At 44.5% G+C, this 16,458-nt stretch carries 13 protein-coding genes; all 13 read left to right on the forward strand.

Annotation, left to right across the window (positions count from 1 at the left end; genetic code table 11):
* The first annotated feature begins 4 nt into the window (after nucleotides 1–4).
* Nucleotides 5–2,479: an ATP-dependent Clp protease ATP-binding subunit gene (locus HYN43_RS06475; RefSeq protein WP_119408669.1), complete on the forward strand. Its 2,475-nt coding sequence runs from the start codon at nucleotides 5–7 to the stop codon at nucleotides 2,477–2,479.
* A gap of 97 nt (nucleotides 2,480–2,576) precedes the next feature.
* Nucleotides 2,577–3,017 (forward strand): type VI secretion system contractile sheath small subunit, encoded by a 441-nt coding sequence (locus HYN43_RS06480; RefSeq protein WP_119408670.1) that lies wholly within the window; start codon nucleotides 2,577–2,579, stop codon nucleotides 3,015–3,017.
* Between the two features lie 32 nt (nucleotides 3,018–3,049).
* On the forward strand, nucleotides 3,050–4,432 hold the full coding sequence (locus HYN43_RS06485; protein WP_119408671.1) for a DUF5458 family protein: 1,383 nt from the start codon (nucleotides 3,050–3,052) through the stop codon (nucleotides 4,430–4,432).
* A gap of 288 nt (nucleotides 4,433–4,720) precedes the next feature.
* Nucleotides 4,721–5,293 (forward strand): NAD(P)H-dependent oxidoreductase, encoded by a 573-nt coding sequence (locus HYN43_RS06490; protein WP_119408672.1) that lies wholly within the window; start codon nucleotides 4,721–4,723, stop codon nucleotides 5,291–5,293.
* Nucleotides 5,294–5,401: 108 nt separating this feature from the next.
* Nucleotides 5,402–5,800, forward strand: coding sequence for a type VI secretion system tube protein TssD (gene tssD / locus HYN43_RS06495; RefSeq protein ID WP_090531688.1), 399 nt, complete (start codon nucleotides 5,402–5,404; stop codon nucleotides 5,798–5,800).
* A 74-nt stretch (nucleotides 5,801–5,874) separates the two neighbouring features.
* Nucleotides 5,875–6,267, forward strand: a complete 393-nt coding sequence (gene tssD / locus HYN43_RS06500) for a type VI secretion system tube protein TssD (protein WP_090531686.1) — start codon at nucleotides 5,875–5,877, stop codon at nucleotides 6,265–6,267.
* 112 nt (nucleotides 6,268–6,379) lie between these two features.
* Nucleotides 6,380–7,300, forward strand: a complete 921-nt coding sequence (locus HYN43_RS06505) for a hypothetical protein (protein WP_162996340.1) — start codon at nucleotides 6,380–6,382, stop codon at nucleotides 7,298–7,300.
* Nucleotides 7,301–7,303: 3 nt separating this feature from the next.
* Nucleotides 7,304–7,915 carry a hypothetical protein gene (locus tag HYN43_RS06510; RefSeq protein WP_119408674.1) on the forward strand — a complete coding sequence of 204 codons (612 nt, stop codon included), beginning with the start codon at nucleotides 7,304–7,306 and terminating at the stop codon, nucleotides 7,913–7,915.
* Between the two features lie 19 nt (nucleotides 7,916–7,934).
* Nucleotides 7,935–9,806 (forward strand): type VI secretion system Vgr family protein, encoded by a 1,872-nt coding sequence (locus tag HYN43_RS06515; RefSeq protein ID WP_119408675.1) that lies wholly within the window; start codon nucleotides 7,935–7,937, stop codon nucleotides 9,804–9,806.
* 2 nt (nucleotides 9,807–9,808) lie between these two features.
* Nucleotides 9,809–10,672 carry a hypothetical protein gene (locus tag HYN43_RS06520; protein ID WP_119408676.1) on the forward strand — a complete coding sequence of 288 codons (864 nt, stop codon included), beginning with the start codon at nucleotides 9,809–9,811 and terminating at the stop codon, nucleotides 10,670–10,672.
* A gap of 33 nt (nucleotides 10,673–10,705) precedes the next feature.
* Entirely contained in the window at nucleotides 10,706–12,076 is a 1,371-nt protein-coding gene (locus HYN43_RS06525) for a PAAR-like protein (RefSeq protein WP_119408677.1), read from the forward strand.
* A gap of 15 nt (nucleotides 12,077–12,091) precedes the next feature.
* Entirely contained in the window at nucleotides 12,092–12,865 is a 774-nt protein-coding gene (locus tag HYN43_RS06530; RefSeq protein WP_119408678.1) for a PoNe immunity protein domain-containing protein, read from the forward strand.
* A gap of 195 nt (nucleotides 12,866–13,060) precedes the next feature.
* The gene (locus HYN43_RS06535; RefSeq protein WP_119408679.1) at nucleotides 13,061–16,453 is read left to right on the forward strand and encodes an ABC transporter permease; all 3,393 of its coding nucleotides are present in this window, start codon (nucleotides 13,061–13,063) and stop codon (nucleotides 16,451–16,453) included.
* The last annotated feature ends 5 nt before the right edge of the window (nucleotides 16,454–16,458 follow it).

The raw sequence follows: 16,458 nt of genomic DNA on the forward strand, positions 1-16,458 counted from the left end.
CATTATGAATATAGTTAATTTAAGCGAGTCGGTAAAAACGGCGGTGCGGGTAGCGCAGTCATTAGCCAAAGAGTATCATCACAAAGAGTTTGGCCCGGCGCACCTGTTAAAAGGTTTGATGCACCAGGAAGTGGGTTTAAAAAACCTGCTGCAATCCATCGGCAAAGATACCGCCTACATAGCCGACTGGGCCGAGGTGCGCATCGAAGATTACGCCGCAGCTTTAACCGTACCCGATGAAATGCTGGGTAACGCCCAGGTAAAACAGGTATTTGTAGAAGCCGATAACGTACGTATTAAGTTGGGGCAGGATCTGATCACGCCTGTTTGTGTGCTGATATCGTTGATCAAGCCTAACGTGGGCTTTGATGTTAACCAGTTAAAATCCTTCCCGGTAAAGGAGCGCGAATTGCTCGATATTTATCTGAGTAATGAAGATGTGAACCACGCGGTTAGCTCTCCTGCATCCAATGAAAATAACGGCGATGCGCCTAAACAAACAACGGCGCTGCTCAAATACTGTGTTGACCGTACAAGTTTGGCTAAACAAGGCAAGGTTGATCCCATTATTGGCCGCGAGCGCGAAACCCGCATGGTAATGGAAATTTTAAGCCGCCGCACCAAACCAAACGTAATGATAACCGGCGATGCCGGCGTTGGTAAAACAGCGCTGGTTGATGGTTTTGCCCTTAACATTGTGAATGGCCAGGTGCCCGTATCCTTAAAAGATGTTCAGCTTTTTGAGCTTGATCTTGGTTCGCTCATCGCGGGGGCATCTTATAAAGGTGAGATTGAAGATAGGCTGAAGAATATTCTGCGGGAGATTAAACAGTTTGAAAAAGCGATTTTATTTATCGATGAGATCCATACACTGCTTGATAACAAAGGCCCGATAGGCGGCGGGGTAGGTAACCTGCTTAAGCCTGAGCTTGCCCGTGGCGAGATAACGGTGATAGGGGCCACCACGATTGATGAATACCGCAAGCATATTGAACCCGAGCAGGCTTTTAGTCGCCGGTTTGAGGTATTGCAGGTTATTGAACCTGATGCGGCAACCGCGATAAAAATGCTGAAAAAGCTGGTGCCTCATTATGAGGAACATCATGATTTAAAAATTCATGATAACGCTGCCGAAGAATGCGTGCGCCTGGCACAACGCTACATGAAAGATCGCCGCCTGCCCGATTCTGCATTCGATCTGCTTGATCGTACCATGGCCGCCATCCGTTTAATGAATGATACTACAGACAGCGCGCTGGCCGAACTACGCGCCGAGCTGGATGAGTTGATAGCCCAACCCGAACCGGCGCCTTTAAGCGATTATAAATGGCTGTACAGCTTATATCGCAATAAGATAAGCGCCGTGCTGCTGGGTAAACTGGAAGATGAAACCCAGGTTGACACTTTTGAAACAGCAGATGAATATATCGCCTATTTCGAACGCAACCTGAACGATCTTGAACTACTGGCCCAAAACAAAACCGAGGTGGTTGATAAGCATGATATAGCCGCCATCATTTCCTATAAAACGGGTATCCCGTTGGGCAAGATCCAGGCGCAGGAAAAAGAACGGCTTTTAGGTATGGAAAGCTTCCTGAAAAAACGCGTGGTAGGCCAGGACCAGGCGCTGAAAGCCGTATCCGATGCCATCCTCGAATCGCGCAGCGGCTTGAACAAAAAAGGCCAGCCTATAGGGTCGTTCTTTTTATCAGGTCCAACAGGTACAGGCAAAACAGAGTTGGCCAAATCAATAGCCGAGTTTTTGTTTAACGATGAAAAAGCGATGATCCGCTTTGATATGTCGGAGTTTAAGGAAGAGCATTCGGCAGCTTTGCTGTACGGTGCGCCTCCCGGTTATGTGGGTTATGAGGAGGGTGGTTTACTGGTGAACAAGATCAGGCAGCGGCCGTATTCGGTGGTTTTGTTTGACGAGATCGAGAAAGCGCACCCATCGGTATTCGATATTTTTTTACAGATTTTGGATGAAGGGCACATTCACGACAGGTTAGGGAAGGAGGGCGATTTCTCTAATTCGCTGGTACTCTTTACATCCAATATCGGCAGCGAATGGGTGGCTGAGCAAATTGGTAAGGGGCAGATTCCAACATCCAACCAGTTAATGGAAGTGATGGCCGGTGAGTTTAGGCCCGAGTTTTTGGCCCGGCTCTCGGAGATCGTACCGTTTGCGCCGATTCACGAAGAAAACGTGGTACGGATCTTCGACATTCAGCTTAAAAGCCTTACCCAGGCGCTTGATAAAATGGGCATCAGTATGCAACTGAGCGACGATGCCAAAAGCATGCTGGCCTTAAGCGGTTTTACGCCTAAATACGGTGCCCGCCAGCTCTCTGCAGTGATTAGGAACCAGTTACGCAGGCCCATCTCGCGCTACATTATTTCGGGCGAATTAAAGAAGGGTAATACTATCGCTATAGATAAAAAAACTGATAACGACGAATTGTTATGGAGTATCAGTTAAACAAATTAACTGAAATATACATTGTTGCAAACAATTTCAACGTTATAGCATTATAAATTAAATACTTTCAAAACTTATCATTTATCAATTAAAAACTATGTTCAATTACGAAATAGGGGGAAATGAAACGAAAGTTGATACCTCAGAAGCATTTGGTGAAATAGCTCCCAACAAAACTTTATTTGTCCAAAAATTAACTGATAACGAGCCGCTGAGACCTGAAAAGGTTGAAGGTTTAAAAAATGTTGACGAAGTTTTTGCACATTATCAACCCAAAGTAAGTGTTGAGCTTGAAAAAGAAGACGGCTCGGGCGTTACCGAAACGTTTTATTTTAATCACCTGGGCGATTTTGCACCTAAAAGCCTGGTACAGCAAAGCAAATATCTGCATAAGCTCAATATTCAGCGTGAAATGTATCTCAACATTATGAAGCAGTTAAAAACCAATAAAACGCTTAAAACCACGCTTGATAATGCCGAAACCAAACAGGCTTTTATCGATGCGTTAAAAAACATCGTAGCAGAGCTTGACCAATAATAAGCTATTCCTAAACATTTAAAAACACGATCATGGCAACACCGAACGAGCAGATCCTGAATGAAAGTTCAACAGGCCAGGCTCTGAAAATAAAAGAAAGAAGCAGCGCCGAATCTTTATCAACCAGTTTGGATAAACTATCAAAAGTTGGTGGTTTTGATTTACTGGAAGCTACCATTGATGGCCTGCAAAACCTTAACCCCGAACGCAAAGCCCGTAAGCAGATCTTTTTAACCGATGATGAAAAGAAAGGCGAACGCGACGAATTGAAGCTGAAACTTAACCAATGGATTGAAGCATTGGAAGACGGTGAATCAGTTAGTGATATCATCGAAAAAAGCGCCGGAAAGCTGAAAAGCGTTGAAGAAAATCTGAATAAAAATGTTCTTAATGTACTGGAAAGTACCCGGGAGCTGGAGCAGGCTTACCGAACCGTGCACCTGTTTTATAAAAATACGGAGCAGGACAAACTGAAAAACGTTGTGCTGATGAACGCCACTCTTGATCAGTTGAAGGAGCTGGATAACCCACGCTTTATAGAGTACGTAGGGAGCGAGCTTAAACAAAATTACGACAGGCTTGATCTGCGCCAGAATTACTCCATACTGGTTGTGCCTGGTTACCTGGGCTCGAACAAGGTGGTTGAGCGCTGGTCGAAAATGGCCTATGATAACAAGGTGATGCTGGTAACCGATTTTGCCGACCTGGAGCAGCCCGATGATGTGATCGACCTGTTTACCTCGGCCAATTTAACAGGCGGCGATGCCTTTAAATCAAACACCATCATGACCTGTAACTGGTTGGTTGGCCGCGGCAAGGTAGCTGAAGCGGGCGAGGAGGACGATCTGTATATCCCCGGTTCGGCCGCGTTAGCGGGCAAAATGTATTATACCTTAATGTCGCAGGTTACGGCAGGTAAAAAACATGGCGCGGTAAACGAGGTTGATGGCGTGCGCTTCGATCTGAAAAAAAGTGAGATTTCTCACCTGGAACGGATTGGTTTGGTGCCGATGGTTAACGAGTACGGCAAAGTGATGGCTTTCTCGGCCAAAACATTGTTTAACGGCGATAATATTGGTTTGCAAACCTACTCGGTGGTGCGCGTGTTCGATTACATCACCAAAGTACTGTTCGACTTTTTAAACCGCCGCGCTTTTGAAAACTGGACCTCGAAAACAGAGCAGGATCTGCGCTCGCAAATCGTGAAATTTCTGGATAACATCCAGGGACCCGACCGTTTGATAGAACGTTTCAAAATTTTACGTTTTGAGCGCGATGAGCAACAGAAAGACCGCATCCACCTGGATATCAATATCACCCCATATTTCCCGGCTAAAAGCTTTGTAGTAAAGCTTGACGGGCATAAAGGCGAGGATGCAAGCCCAAGCTGGAACAGCGAATATAAGCAGCAGTAAAGGCGGGTCGTCAAAAGTAGCAAGGAATCGCTCGTAGAAACGTGGCACCTACGGAGCCCTAAAAACTATAATTTATTTGTCTATAAACACATTACTCCTACGGAGTATCAAAAGCTTGCAAAGTACTCCGTAGGAGTAACGTGTTTATAGACACCTTGTTCTGAAATTCCCAGGCTCCGTAGGTGCCCCGTATAGGCGATGGTGAAAGCGGTATATTAAACCTACGCTGTGTGCAGTTTAGGTTAATTTAACGAAAGGCATAACTTTATTTATTGTTAAATACTGTTTATGTTTGTATTGATGAGGCAACTGTTGATCATTAACGCGGACATTGACAAAACACCAACCACAGCGGCATTAATTAATGCCTATAAAGAAGGGGCGCAGGCCGCCGAAGCCGTGGTAAAAGAAATAGCCATTGCCGATCTTAAATTTAATCCCAATAAGCAATTTACGTTAAGCAATAACGAACCCGAACCTGATTTACAAAGCTCGGTTAGCGCGATAAAATGGGCATCGCACCTGGTGATATTTTGCCCGGTTTATAAAGATTCAATCAACTCGAAAATTAAAGGTTTTTTTGATCGTGTTTTTATGCCCGACCAGGTTTTTATCAGCGGACCTACAGTTAATTTCAATGGGCGATCCGGTCGTATCGTATCCATTTTGGATGAAGCAGCATGGCACGATTGGCAGGTTGATATGAAGCCAACATACCTTGCAGTAAAAAAACTTACCCTCGAAAAACGGGGTATCAAACCCGTACACACCAGCACCATAGGGCATCTCTACACGCTCGATAACGAATACAGTAAAAAGTGGCTTCAAAAATTATATTCGTTTGGGTTAAAACTTATTTAAGTAAATATTTATTATTTTCTTGAAACAATAAATTAATTGCATTGTAGTTATAAATATAGATGCGCAAAGCATCTATATTAAATTATTAACCTCTTAAAATTTATCATTATGGCTTTCAAAGCAAGATTAAATTTTTCGGGCAAGGACTACGATGTGCTCACTTGCTCTTATGCACTAAACCGCGATGTAGATTCGAAAGGACGCCCGTCCTCAGGTATCTATGGAGGTACGATCGATATTGAGATCGAATCGACCGAAGACACCTCGATCATCGAATCGATGGTGAACAACCAGTACAAACCAATTGCAGGTACTTTACTGATCAAAAAATCTGAAGAAGACGCTAAGATGAAAGAGCTGTCTTTTGAGGATGGTTACATCGTAAAGTATTCTGAAGGTATTGACATTACAGGCGCAACTCCGATGAGTTTGAAGTTTGTGATCTCGGCCCGCAAATTGAAACTGGGAAGCGCCGAGCATGTGAACGACTGGCCAGGTAAAAACTAATCCCTGCCGGTTATTGTTATCTGTTTGCCCTCAGGGCCAATTAATTTATTTATCTACTTAAAACTTTATTGATCATGGCTTTCAAAGCAAGAATTAGTTTAGGATCGAAAGAATTCGACGTGCTGCAGTGCAGCTATTCATTAAACAGGGACGTTGACTCAAAAGGCCGTCCGTCATCAGGTGTGTATGGTGGCACCATCCAGGTTGAGGTTGAATCGACGGAGGATACTTCGGTAATCGAATCGATGGTGAACAGCCAGTACAAACCAATTCATGGCACCATCACTTTCAAAAAATCCGAAGAAGATGCCAAAATGAAGGAACTTAATTTTGAAGATGGTTACATCATTCAATATAATGAGGGCATCTCGATCATCGGTAACAACCCGATGTCATTAAGTTTTGTGATCTCGGCGCGTAAGCTGAAAATAGGCAACGCCGAACACGAAAACGACTGGCCTAAATAATATAGCAGTACTTAAATGTACTGTCTTTTTTAAAAAAGATACGGAGGGGATGCAAAATATCCGCCTCCGTGTTTTTTTAACAAAGTTTTATTTAGGTGCTGCTATAAACCTTATGAAAAAAAAGAAAAGAACCATAAACCCAGCCTTACCAACCACAAAAAAAAAGGTAAAAAAATCATCAATTCCAACCCCCATGGAATATGTGCTGCTTTTTAACACCTGCGTTATCACCAAAGAAAAAGTAGCCGAAGTTGATAAAGTGATTGATGAAAAGGTAACCGTAAACCGTGCACGTTATGAAAGTATTTCAAACCAGGTGCGCCTTGGCGCTAACGCGCTATCGGTTTCGGGCAGTAAAAATCTTTTCGCATCGGTATATACCCCTTTTTTTGACAGGTATAATACTACGCCCTTAACAACAAATAATACAACTGTTGCTGCCCAGCCCCTAAGCATGCTTGATGTGATCACCAAACCGCAAATTGGCGGCCGCATTTCAGGAAACAATTTTTTTGATACCGGAAGGTTTGGTTTTGATAGCGGCAGGTTTGGGCAAACTGATCCTTTTTCATTCATTAATCTTTTTGGCGGCGGTGGCGCAATACCCTGGTATTTTATTGCCTGTGTGCATTATATGGAGTGTTCGTTTAGTTTTAACAAGCACCTGCACAACGGCGATCCGCTTACGGGCTATACAGTGCAGGTACCGGCCAACAGACCAAAGGTAGGGCATGGCCCTCCGTTTACATTTGAAGAGAGCGCTGTTGATGCCCTGAAGCTGATGAAATACGATAGGGTAACCAACTGGAGCCTGCCGTTCATTTTACAAAAGCTGGAAGGCTACAATGGTTTCGGATATGCAAAAAAAGGAATTCATACGCCTTACCTATGGAGTTTTTCGAACCAGTATGTGAAAGGCAAATACGTTAAGGACGGTGTTTTTGATGCCGATGCCGTATCGCAGCAAATGGGGGCTGCCGTTATCCTGAAACGTATGGAAGACAGGGCGCTGATCAGCATCCCCAGAAATTAACCGATGAAGAGGATCATTAAACATATTGTATTATTACTGCTTGCCGCCGGCATAGCAGGCCCTGTTAGTAGTTGCAGCGGTAACCCGGCTGCCCCGGCTGCTGATACGGCCAAAACCGTAGCCAGATCCGCGCAGCAAAAAATACATAAGGCCGGTATTACCGATGAGCAACTTTTTCGTGCTTTTCTGAAGCAGTTTAAAGCTGCCGCGCTGCAACAAAACAAAAAGCAGCTGGCAGCAATGTTCTATTTCCCGCTGCAAACAACGCCCCAATGGTCAAACGATGATTTGGGTGCCGCAGCCATTAATCCCGCCGAAGGTTTGGTAAGCGCGAACGAATATCCGCAATACGAACCGGCAATTTTAAACGCCGATGCCTTGCGCCTTATTCCCAAAAGCACCGAGGATGATCTGTCGGAAATTGACGGGGCAACAACCGAAAATTATTATAAAACGGTAGGTAAAGTTACCGATAGGGGCAGCACCCTGTATGAATTACAGCAGCAATACGTGCAGAAAAACGGAAAAGAAACATCGTACGGGTTTGTATTTGGCAAAGTTAACGGACAATATAAAATTATAAGTTATTACAGCCCATGGCCGGTTAAAGGCTGATGGATTTTATAGCCGAATTATGGAAAAGAAACTTAAAGTAGATATCAATATTGAAGGTACGCAGATCACGCACTTCTCTACCTTTAATCTTGATCAGCGTTTTAACGAACATCATACTTTTCAGCTCAGGTTTAACCATGATATGGTTGAAGAGTATAACGCCGTTACGCTCGAAAACTCGAAGGATTTTATCGGTAAAAATATTACCGTTCAGTTTGGCACCGCCGATAGCGGTGAGAACAAGTTTAGCGGGATAGTTACCAAAGTAGAGCTGGCCCAAAGCCACGGTTTCCATGGTGATATCCTGGTGAGCGGTTTTAGCCCGACTATATTGATAGACCGCGGCCCGGATCTGGGCTCCTACCTTAACAAAAACCTGAGCAGCATTATCGGCCTGGCAACGCAGGATGCACCTGCCAATGATCTTAATCTTAATATAAAACCAACCAATACATCGCCCATCGATTATATTATCCAATACCGCGAAAGTGATTTTGAATTCATCAACCGTCTTTCGGCCGAGTACTTTGAGTGGTTTTATTATGATGGTGCCAAACTCAACTTCGGCAAGCCCGATAAGCAGGAAGAAGTAGGACTGGTTTACGGTCGCGATTTGCACAGTTTACAATACGCCATGCAGATAGCGCCATTAAAACATAATAAGTTTGCCTACAACCCTAAGCAGGATGAGGTACTTTCGTCGCAACCCCAGGGCTCATCAGGCGGCACACCCGATCTGGCGCATGCCATCAACGCTTCAAACAAAGTATTCAGTAAGGTATATAATGAGCCTGTTAATGTACGTGTAAACAACAAAAAAGAGATTGAAGATTTTGTAAATAACCAGCAAAAAGCCCTGATATCCGAGCTGGTAACCATAGTTGGCAGCGGCGACAACCCAATGGTTGGCCTGGGCAAAACGCTTAACGTAAGCATGAGCGTACGCGGTACCGGGGCTTTTGAACTGCAGGATTTTGGCAAGTTCCTGGTAACGGCGGTTTATCACCAGGTAGATGGCGTTGGCCATTATCAAAACACTTTTGAAGGGGTTACTTCGGATACTGAACGGATCCCGGTAGAGGCTGCCGAAAAACCCAACCCTGATATGCAGCTGGCCGATGTAATTGACAATGCCGACCCGGATGGCCACGGCCGCATTAAAGTGAAATTTAAATGGCAATGCACATCAAATGATGTTACCGAATGGCTAAGGGTTGTGGCACCCGATGCAGGCAGTTCTGACAAAGTAAATAAAAACCGCGGCTTCGTATTTATCCCCGAAGTAGGCGACCAGGTGCTGGTGGCCTTTGAAGAAGGCAATATAGCAAGGCCAATTGTTATAGGCAGCATGTTTAGCGGCAAAACCGGCAGCGGCGGTAATCAAACCAATAAAACCAAAGCGCTCACTACCCGAAGCGGCAACACGGTGATACTTGATGATAGCAATGGCAGCATCAACGTAAAAGATCCCAGCGGAAACGTGGTTACCCTTAACGGCGATGGTACGGTGACCATCTACGCGCCAAATACGCTTACACTGGTATCCAAAGATATTAATATCAACGCGGGTAACAGCATCAACCTTACATCATCGCCGGCTAAAGATGGCGGGGGAGAGGGCATCATCAACATGACTGCCAAAAAATCGATAGCGGTAGCAGCGCAGGACGAAGGTATTACAACAAACGCCAAAAAAGATATATCCTTTACCAGTGAAACTGAAAGTATCAAACTGTCCGCATCGGCAAAAGATATAACTTTTGATGCCGCCGCCGGGAAATTATCATCGAGCAGTAAACAAGCCGAGATCAGTTCGACTGATAAAATGCATTTAAACGGTGGCAGCATAGCCCATATCGTGGCCGGCGATGTTGAAATTAATCAATCCTGATTATGAATATACTACCTATAAACATCGCCCAAAGTTCATGGTACCAGCTCAGCTCATCCAACCGTACCATTATAGGCACCAAAGTGCTTGAGTTTGTACAGGACAGGTGGGTTGAAATAAAACTCATCAGCCACGATGATAAACAACGGGTTTACGAATATATCCTGCTTGATCAGAATATGGATGGCACTGCCCTTATTCATGAGTGGGCGGCTGATATGGAATGGTTCCAATCGCCGGTGCAGGTTATTACTGATTTGGAAGGGAAATTTATCGGAATCAATAATTTCAGCGCTATCGTATCGCGCTGGCAGAACGGCTACCGGCAAAAAATCGCCCAAAAATACGGTAACCACGAGGGGATTGAAGTAATGCTTTCTGAAACCGACAGGCTGCTGCAGGATCCGAAACGTTTTTTGCAATCATTTATGGGGTACAGCCATTACCGCTGTTTTTTTCAGGCTTTTTATAAAAACAGGCAGGCCGACGAAAGCTCATCGCTGGTATTGAAAAATTTTTTTGGCACTGCCGATCTGCCGTTGGTTATCTATACTCATAACCAACAGCAGGGTAACGAGGTAACCATAACCAACGAGGCCGAACTTGATGAAGAAAAATTTGACAGGCCTGTTTTGGTAAGGATGCTGAAGGATTTAACAAATACCTATAACCTGAAGGTTGATCTGCAAACCGAAATGGAGGAGATCTACAAGTTTAAAAACAATATGCTACAGGAGGCCGATCTGTTTCTGCAACTGCACGTACCCTCATTTTATACAGTGGTTACGGCGCACCAGTGCAGGCGTATTGAACAACACCAGCTTCCGCGGGAGCCGGTTGGCAAAAACAGCGCGATGCATATATAAGGCTGAAGGTTTAAACTAAAAAATTAAGATCCGATGTCAAAAAAATATATTCCAAACAATAGCTGCCTTAAATGCGATAAAGGGTCTGCCCCGGTGCGGTTGAAGGTAACACATCATAATAATACCAAAATTTATGGCGAGTTTTTGGCCAGCGAGGCCGATATGGTGCCGGGCGAAAATATTTTACCTATGGGCAGATGCTCGGTAACGGGCGGCGCCTGTAAGTTTGATCCTGTTTATTGGGATAAGACCAATAAAGGCGTTAAGGTTAACGGCTATAAATTATTGTTTGAAGATGCCAACCTGCTTTGCAAACAAGGCGGCAAAATAAGTGTTGATTTTAACGCGCCCGAGGGTGGGAGCCTTGCCTCAACCCTGGTAACGGGTGCAGGAGCAGGCACGTTTAACTATGGCTCGTACAGCAATACGCTTGATATATTGCAACGTGGCACTATTTACGATGTTGAAAATGGCAAACTGAGCCTGGTGCGCCCAAACAGCCCTACTGATTACCGCAGGCACGGTAACTACGGCGAAATGAAAGACAACGTTTATCACCGCCAGGAGGGTTTTCGTGATGTTAGAAGCGAACACCCTACTATTGATATTGATAAACCTACGGCCTCGGGTATTGACGGGGCATATGCCAGGAACAGCGGGTATAAAGTTACAGATGGCAAATACAACACGGCATCGTTACAAAATACCACTACCGGGCGCGAATTAAGTGAAAGATGGACGCGAAACCACATTGATAACAACGGCGCCATTAACCCGGCCGATGAGGCCGGGGTTAGGTTGGCAAACACTGATGGCAGCCTGAACCGCGAGGTGATCAGGGTGAGGCCCGACGGATCGATGCAATCAGAAACTATAAACTCAAACGGATTTAAAGCCACGCGCGGACAAAGCGAAGCGTTGGAGATCAGAACAAGTAGGGCCGGGAGCTTCATGAACGGCGTTAGGTCGTCAATGCGCAACTCGCGTGCGTTAACCGCCCTTTCAGAGTCGAATTTTTCGCAGGCGGTACGCGGCAGCAGGTTTGCTACCGGTGCAAACGATGGCTTATTCAGGGCCAGTCAGTTTATTGCCCGTACGCCGGCTTTAAGCGTTGCGGGTAAAGTTGCCGGGCGGGGGCTTATTGTTGTAGGTATAGCTATGGATGCTTTGAGCATTTACTCGGCTTACGAAGAAGAAGGAGGTTTTGGTAAAAAAACCAAAGAAGCGGTTGGAAGCGCCGCCGGCGGGCTTGCCGGAGGTATAGCGGGCGCGGAAATAGGCGCGCTGATAGGTACGGCTATATGCCCTGGTATTGGTACTGTGGTTGGTGGTGTTGTTGGCGGGATAATAGGAGGGCTGGCCGGAAGCGGTATCGGTAAATCAATAGCGGGATGGTTTTCATAATTAAACAATTATAAAATGGGTTTTTTTGATAAATTATTTGGCGGAAGCGACACTGCAGCTGCACCGCAAACCAAAATAAGAGCAGAATATAAAGACGCGGCTTTTTTTAAAAAAATGTTTGAAAAAAAGCAGTCGATCATAAAGATGTACCAGGATCAGAATGTGAGTCTGAAACAGCAGGAAAAATTTCGCCCGATAAACAACTGGGTGTTGGCTATGGAACATCTCGACCTGGTTTACCTGAATTATTCTGCCGGTAATGATATAGGTATCTGCTACAACGAATATATAACAGCTGCCGGGTATTACGCTGAAGGCTGGGATGCCGACGCTTTTTATGCCGATATGATTGATATGGTAGCATTAGGCAGCCTGCTTAATGTACCGGATGATGTATTTGAACCGGTTACTAATTACATCCGCCAGTCAGATAACGGTTCAAGCTACCCTACCTGGACGCCCGATGCCCTGCTGTGGTACATCATCAACACAAAAATACCCGGAAGCGGCCCGCAACCCGATACATTGATCAGCGAAGCTTACAGGGATATTTACGATTTGACTAAAATGCCCAAAGCTGATGCCGAACGCGAAATGAAAATATACCTTGATAAATGGTACAGGTTGCATAAAGATGACTCCTGGTACGAAAACCATAAAAAAGAGAGTTCATATAAAGGTTACTGGTGCTGGGAAGCGGGTGCGGTAACCAAAATTTTAGGCCTTGATGATAGCGGTTACGCCAATCATCCGCATTATCCTTATGATATGGTGCATTGGTCGGTCTAATAAGTTAAACCAAACTCGTTATTTGCAATTTTTCGGTGGTGAAAAACTGCTTTTGCCTATATGTTTATGTACAGGAAACATATTATGGTACCATGATTTGTATGGATCAATATTGTAAATTTGGAAAAGCCTCTAAGCTTATCAAATAATTTGAATCCTGATATATTTCGTACTAACTTTTTATATGTGGTTGCCATGGCAACCCTATTTTCGGGATTGACGCTTGCATTGCTTTTAGCTTTTGCAAAAAGGCAAGGCCAAAAATACAATCTGTTTTTAAGTGCCGCTTTAACTGTAATTGTGATGAAGACCGGCGGGCTTTCGCCGTTTTTTTTACCGGCGATGGGACCGTTGCTGTATTTTTATGTACGGCAGCTGACATCTCCAAACCTGAAGTTTCACCGGAATGATCTCCTTCATTTTTGCCCCTTGCTGCTTGCATATTGGATGCCGGGTTGGCTGGTGCCAATGTCTGTTATTATTTATTTATACCTGTCGCACCGGTTGATTCGGCATTTTTATAACAGCTTGCAGCCAGTGCTGATGGATAGGCCGCGATTTGCCTTCCGCCGGTTGGGAAAGGCCATTTATCTGCTCGGTTTTCTTTGCGTGTTATGGCTGTTTAATGATGCTTTAAGTTTTATCGTTGCATTTGTACTTATCGGGATGGCCGGTGAAGTAGTGCTGAAATTAGTTAGCGTCGCAGAAGTGACCCCGCCGCTGACTGATAGATATATTGCAAAAGAAAAAAGCCGCAGATTAAAGGAAGCTGTAGCCTCAAACCGTTTTTACGAGGATCCCGAATTGACGTTGGCCACCCTGGCAGTAAAGTTGAATATCCATCCGCACGATTTATCGCGGATTATTAATGTGGGAATGGGAAAGAATTTCAGCGACTTTATTAATGAGTTCAGGGTTCGTGAAACTGCCCGGAAGATGCGCGACCCGGCATACGCCCATCTTACGTTACTGGGAATAGCCTATGAGTCGGGGTTTAATTCCCAGAGAACTTTTAACCGCGTTTTTAAAGAGATTACCGGCAAAACGCCGGCGGAATACAAGAACGGCCTGAAAAAAGAGTTGCCAAATGATAAATTGGCCATTCCATCACACTTGCAGCCGGTAATATTGCGTTCAGGAAGCCCGCCAAATTGGGCTCCTGTAATACTAAACCGCAATTATATGTTTAAAAACTATTTAAAAATAGCCCTTCGCACGCTGGCCAAACAAAAAACATTATCGTTCATTAACATATTTGGCTTGTCTGTTGGAATAGCCTGTTTTAGCCTATTCATGCTTTATGCTATCAATGAATTTAGTTTTGATGGTTTTCACAAAAATGCTGCTAACACCTACCTTGTTTTAGATAAAAACGGGACGGAAAATATAAAGGCGCTTGCAGGAACGATTTACACCCCGATGCCGCTGGGCCCTGCCATGAAACAGGAGTTGCCGGGAGTGGAGAACTATGTTCGTTATATTCAGCCTTACGAAACGTTTATAAAAGTAAAAAATGAGGCGAGGCGGGAGAATATAGCCTACGCCGACTCATCTTTCTTCAATGTTTTTTCGTTTAAATTTAAATACGGGAATGCCAAAGCGGCTATAAGCGGTTTGCACAGCATAGTTTTAACCGAAGAAACCGCTAATAGATTATTTGGTAAAACGAATGCAATGGGCCAGGCATTCCAGGTAAAGATTGGCGATGTGTTTGAAACTTTTACAGTTACAGCAATTGCCGAAAACCCACCATCCAATTCTTCCTTCCAATACAGCATGCTTATCAACTTTGATTGTTTTGCTAAAACTAAGTCGGGAAAGATGGGGGCTCAGGACTGGTGGATGAATATATTTGTGACCATTGTGCAGTTAAAGCCCGGGAATACTTTAGCAAATAACAATAAGTTGTTAACCAATTTCTGGCACAGGCATTTTCCAGGGGCAGGATCTGGAGGGTACAACCTGGTGCCGATTGGGGATGTGCATACCAGCCCCGCACTGGCAGGCATTAAGATTCCCCCTGTCGATCCAAAGTCAATCTGGATATTATTAATTGCTGCTGCCGGCGTTTTATTAATCGCCTGTATTAATTTTACCACGCTTTCCATTGGGCGTTCAGCAAGCAGGGCAAAAGAAATTGGTGTCAGAAAGGTTATTGGCGGTACTAAAAAAGCGTTAGTAGTTCAGTTTTTGACAGAATCATTAATGCTCGCTTTTTTTTCAACGCTGATAGGCCTGGTACTTGCATACCTGCTTTTACCTTACTTCAATCAATTGGCGGGCAGGGAGCTGAGTTTCTCTTTTACGCAATTTCCACAGTTAACCGGCCTTGTTGCCGGCTTATTACTCATTGTTGCCCTACTCTCCGGATGCTATCCCGCTTTAGTATTGTCGGGCTTTAATGCCGTGGATGTGCTGAAGTCAAAAATTAAGTTAGGCGGCGCCAATTTTTTTACAAAAGGGTTGGTCACTTTTCAGTTTGTACTTTCGGCTGTGCTTATTGTTTCTGCAATAATCATTATGCGGCAATTGCACTATATGGAATCAAGAAACCCTGGTTTTAATAAAGAGAATGTACTTGTTGTACAAACCTTTGGCATTCCGGATACAAAACACTTAATCCCGCTTTTGAAACAGGAAGTTTCCGGGCACCCCGGTGTTTCAGATTTAACCAGTGCCGACAATGGTTTGGGAGAACATGAAGGAACTGGTTTTACAGATTTTAATTACCAGGGTAAGCCTATCAATACAAAACAATTTCATATTGATCCCGACTACATACCTACCTTGGGAATGCAGTTGCTTGCAGGACGAAATTTTAACCCTACAATTGCTTCAGATACCATAAACGCTGTGATCATCAATGAATCCATGATGAGGGAATTAGGATGGAAGTCCGAAAACTGTATTGGCCGCCAATTGGAAGGCTATGGTAAGGCTGGCTTTAAAAGCCCTACGGTGATAGGCGTGGTTCGTGATTTTAACTATGAGCCCCTTACAGATCGTGTAGCGCCCGCGTTGTTTCATCAGTTTGCCAGAAGTGGAGAAAGTCCCGGTTTTTTTTATGTGCGCCTGCAGCCGGGTAATCCGTCAAAAGCATTAACTGCAATCAATTCCGCATGGAAGAAAATTGCGCCCGATTACCCCTTAGAATATAATTTTCTCGACGAAGATATAAACCGCTTTTATAAAGCAGAAACCAGGTTGGGAAACATTATTAGCTGGGTTGGCGGAATCGCCATCTTCCTGGGATGCCTGGGTCTGTTGGGGCTTTCGGCGCTTGCTGTTGCCAATCGCACCAAAGAGATCGGGATCCGCAAAGTGATGGGGGCATCGGTTTCAACTATCATCGGCCTTATTTCGAAAGATTTTTTGAGGCTTGTTGTAGTAGCTTTATTTATTTCAACTCCAATTACATGGTGGTTAATGAACAAATGGTTGCAGGCCTACGCATACAGGATAACTATTGAATGGTGGTTTTTTGGCATAGGTTGTATAGCAATCATTTTTGTGGCGTTACTTACCGTATGTTTTCAGGCGATTAAAGCGGCCGTAAGTAAACCGGCGAAGAGTTTGCGGACGGAGTGAGGATT

Source organism: Mucilaginibacter celer (assembly GCF_003576455.2).
Classification (GTDB): Bacteria; Bacteroidota; Bacteroidia; order Sphingobacteriales; family Sphingobacteriaceae; genus Mucilaginibacter; species Mucilaginibacter celer.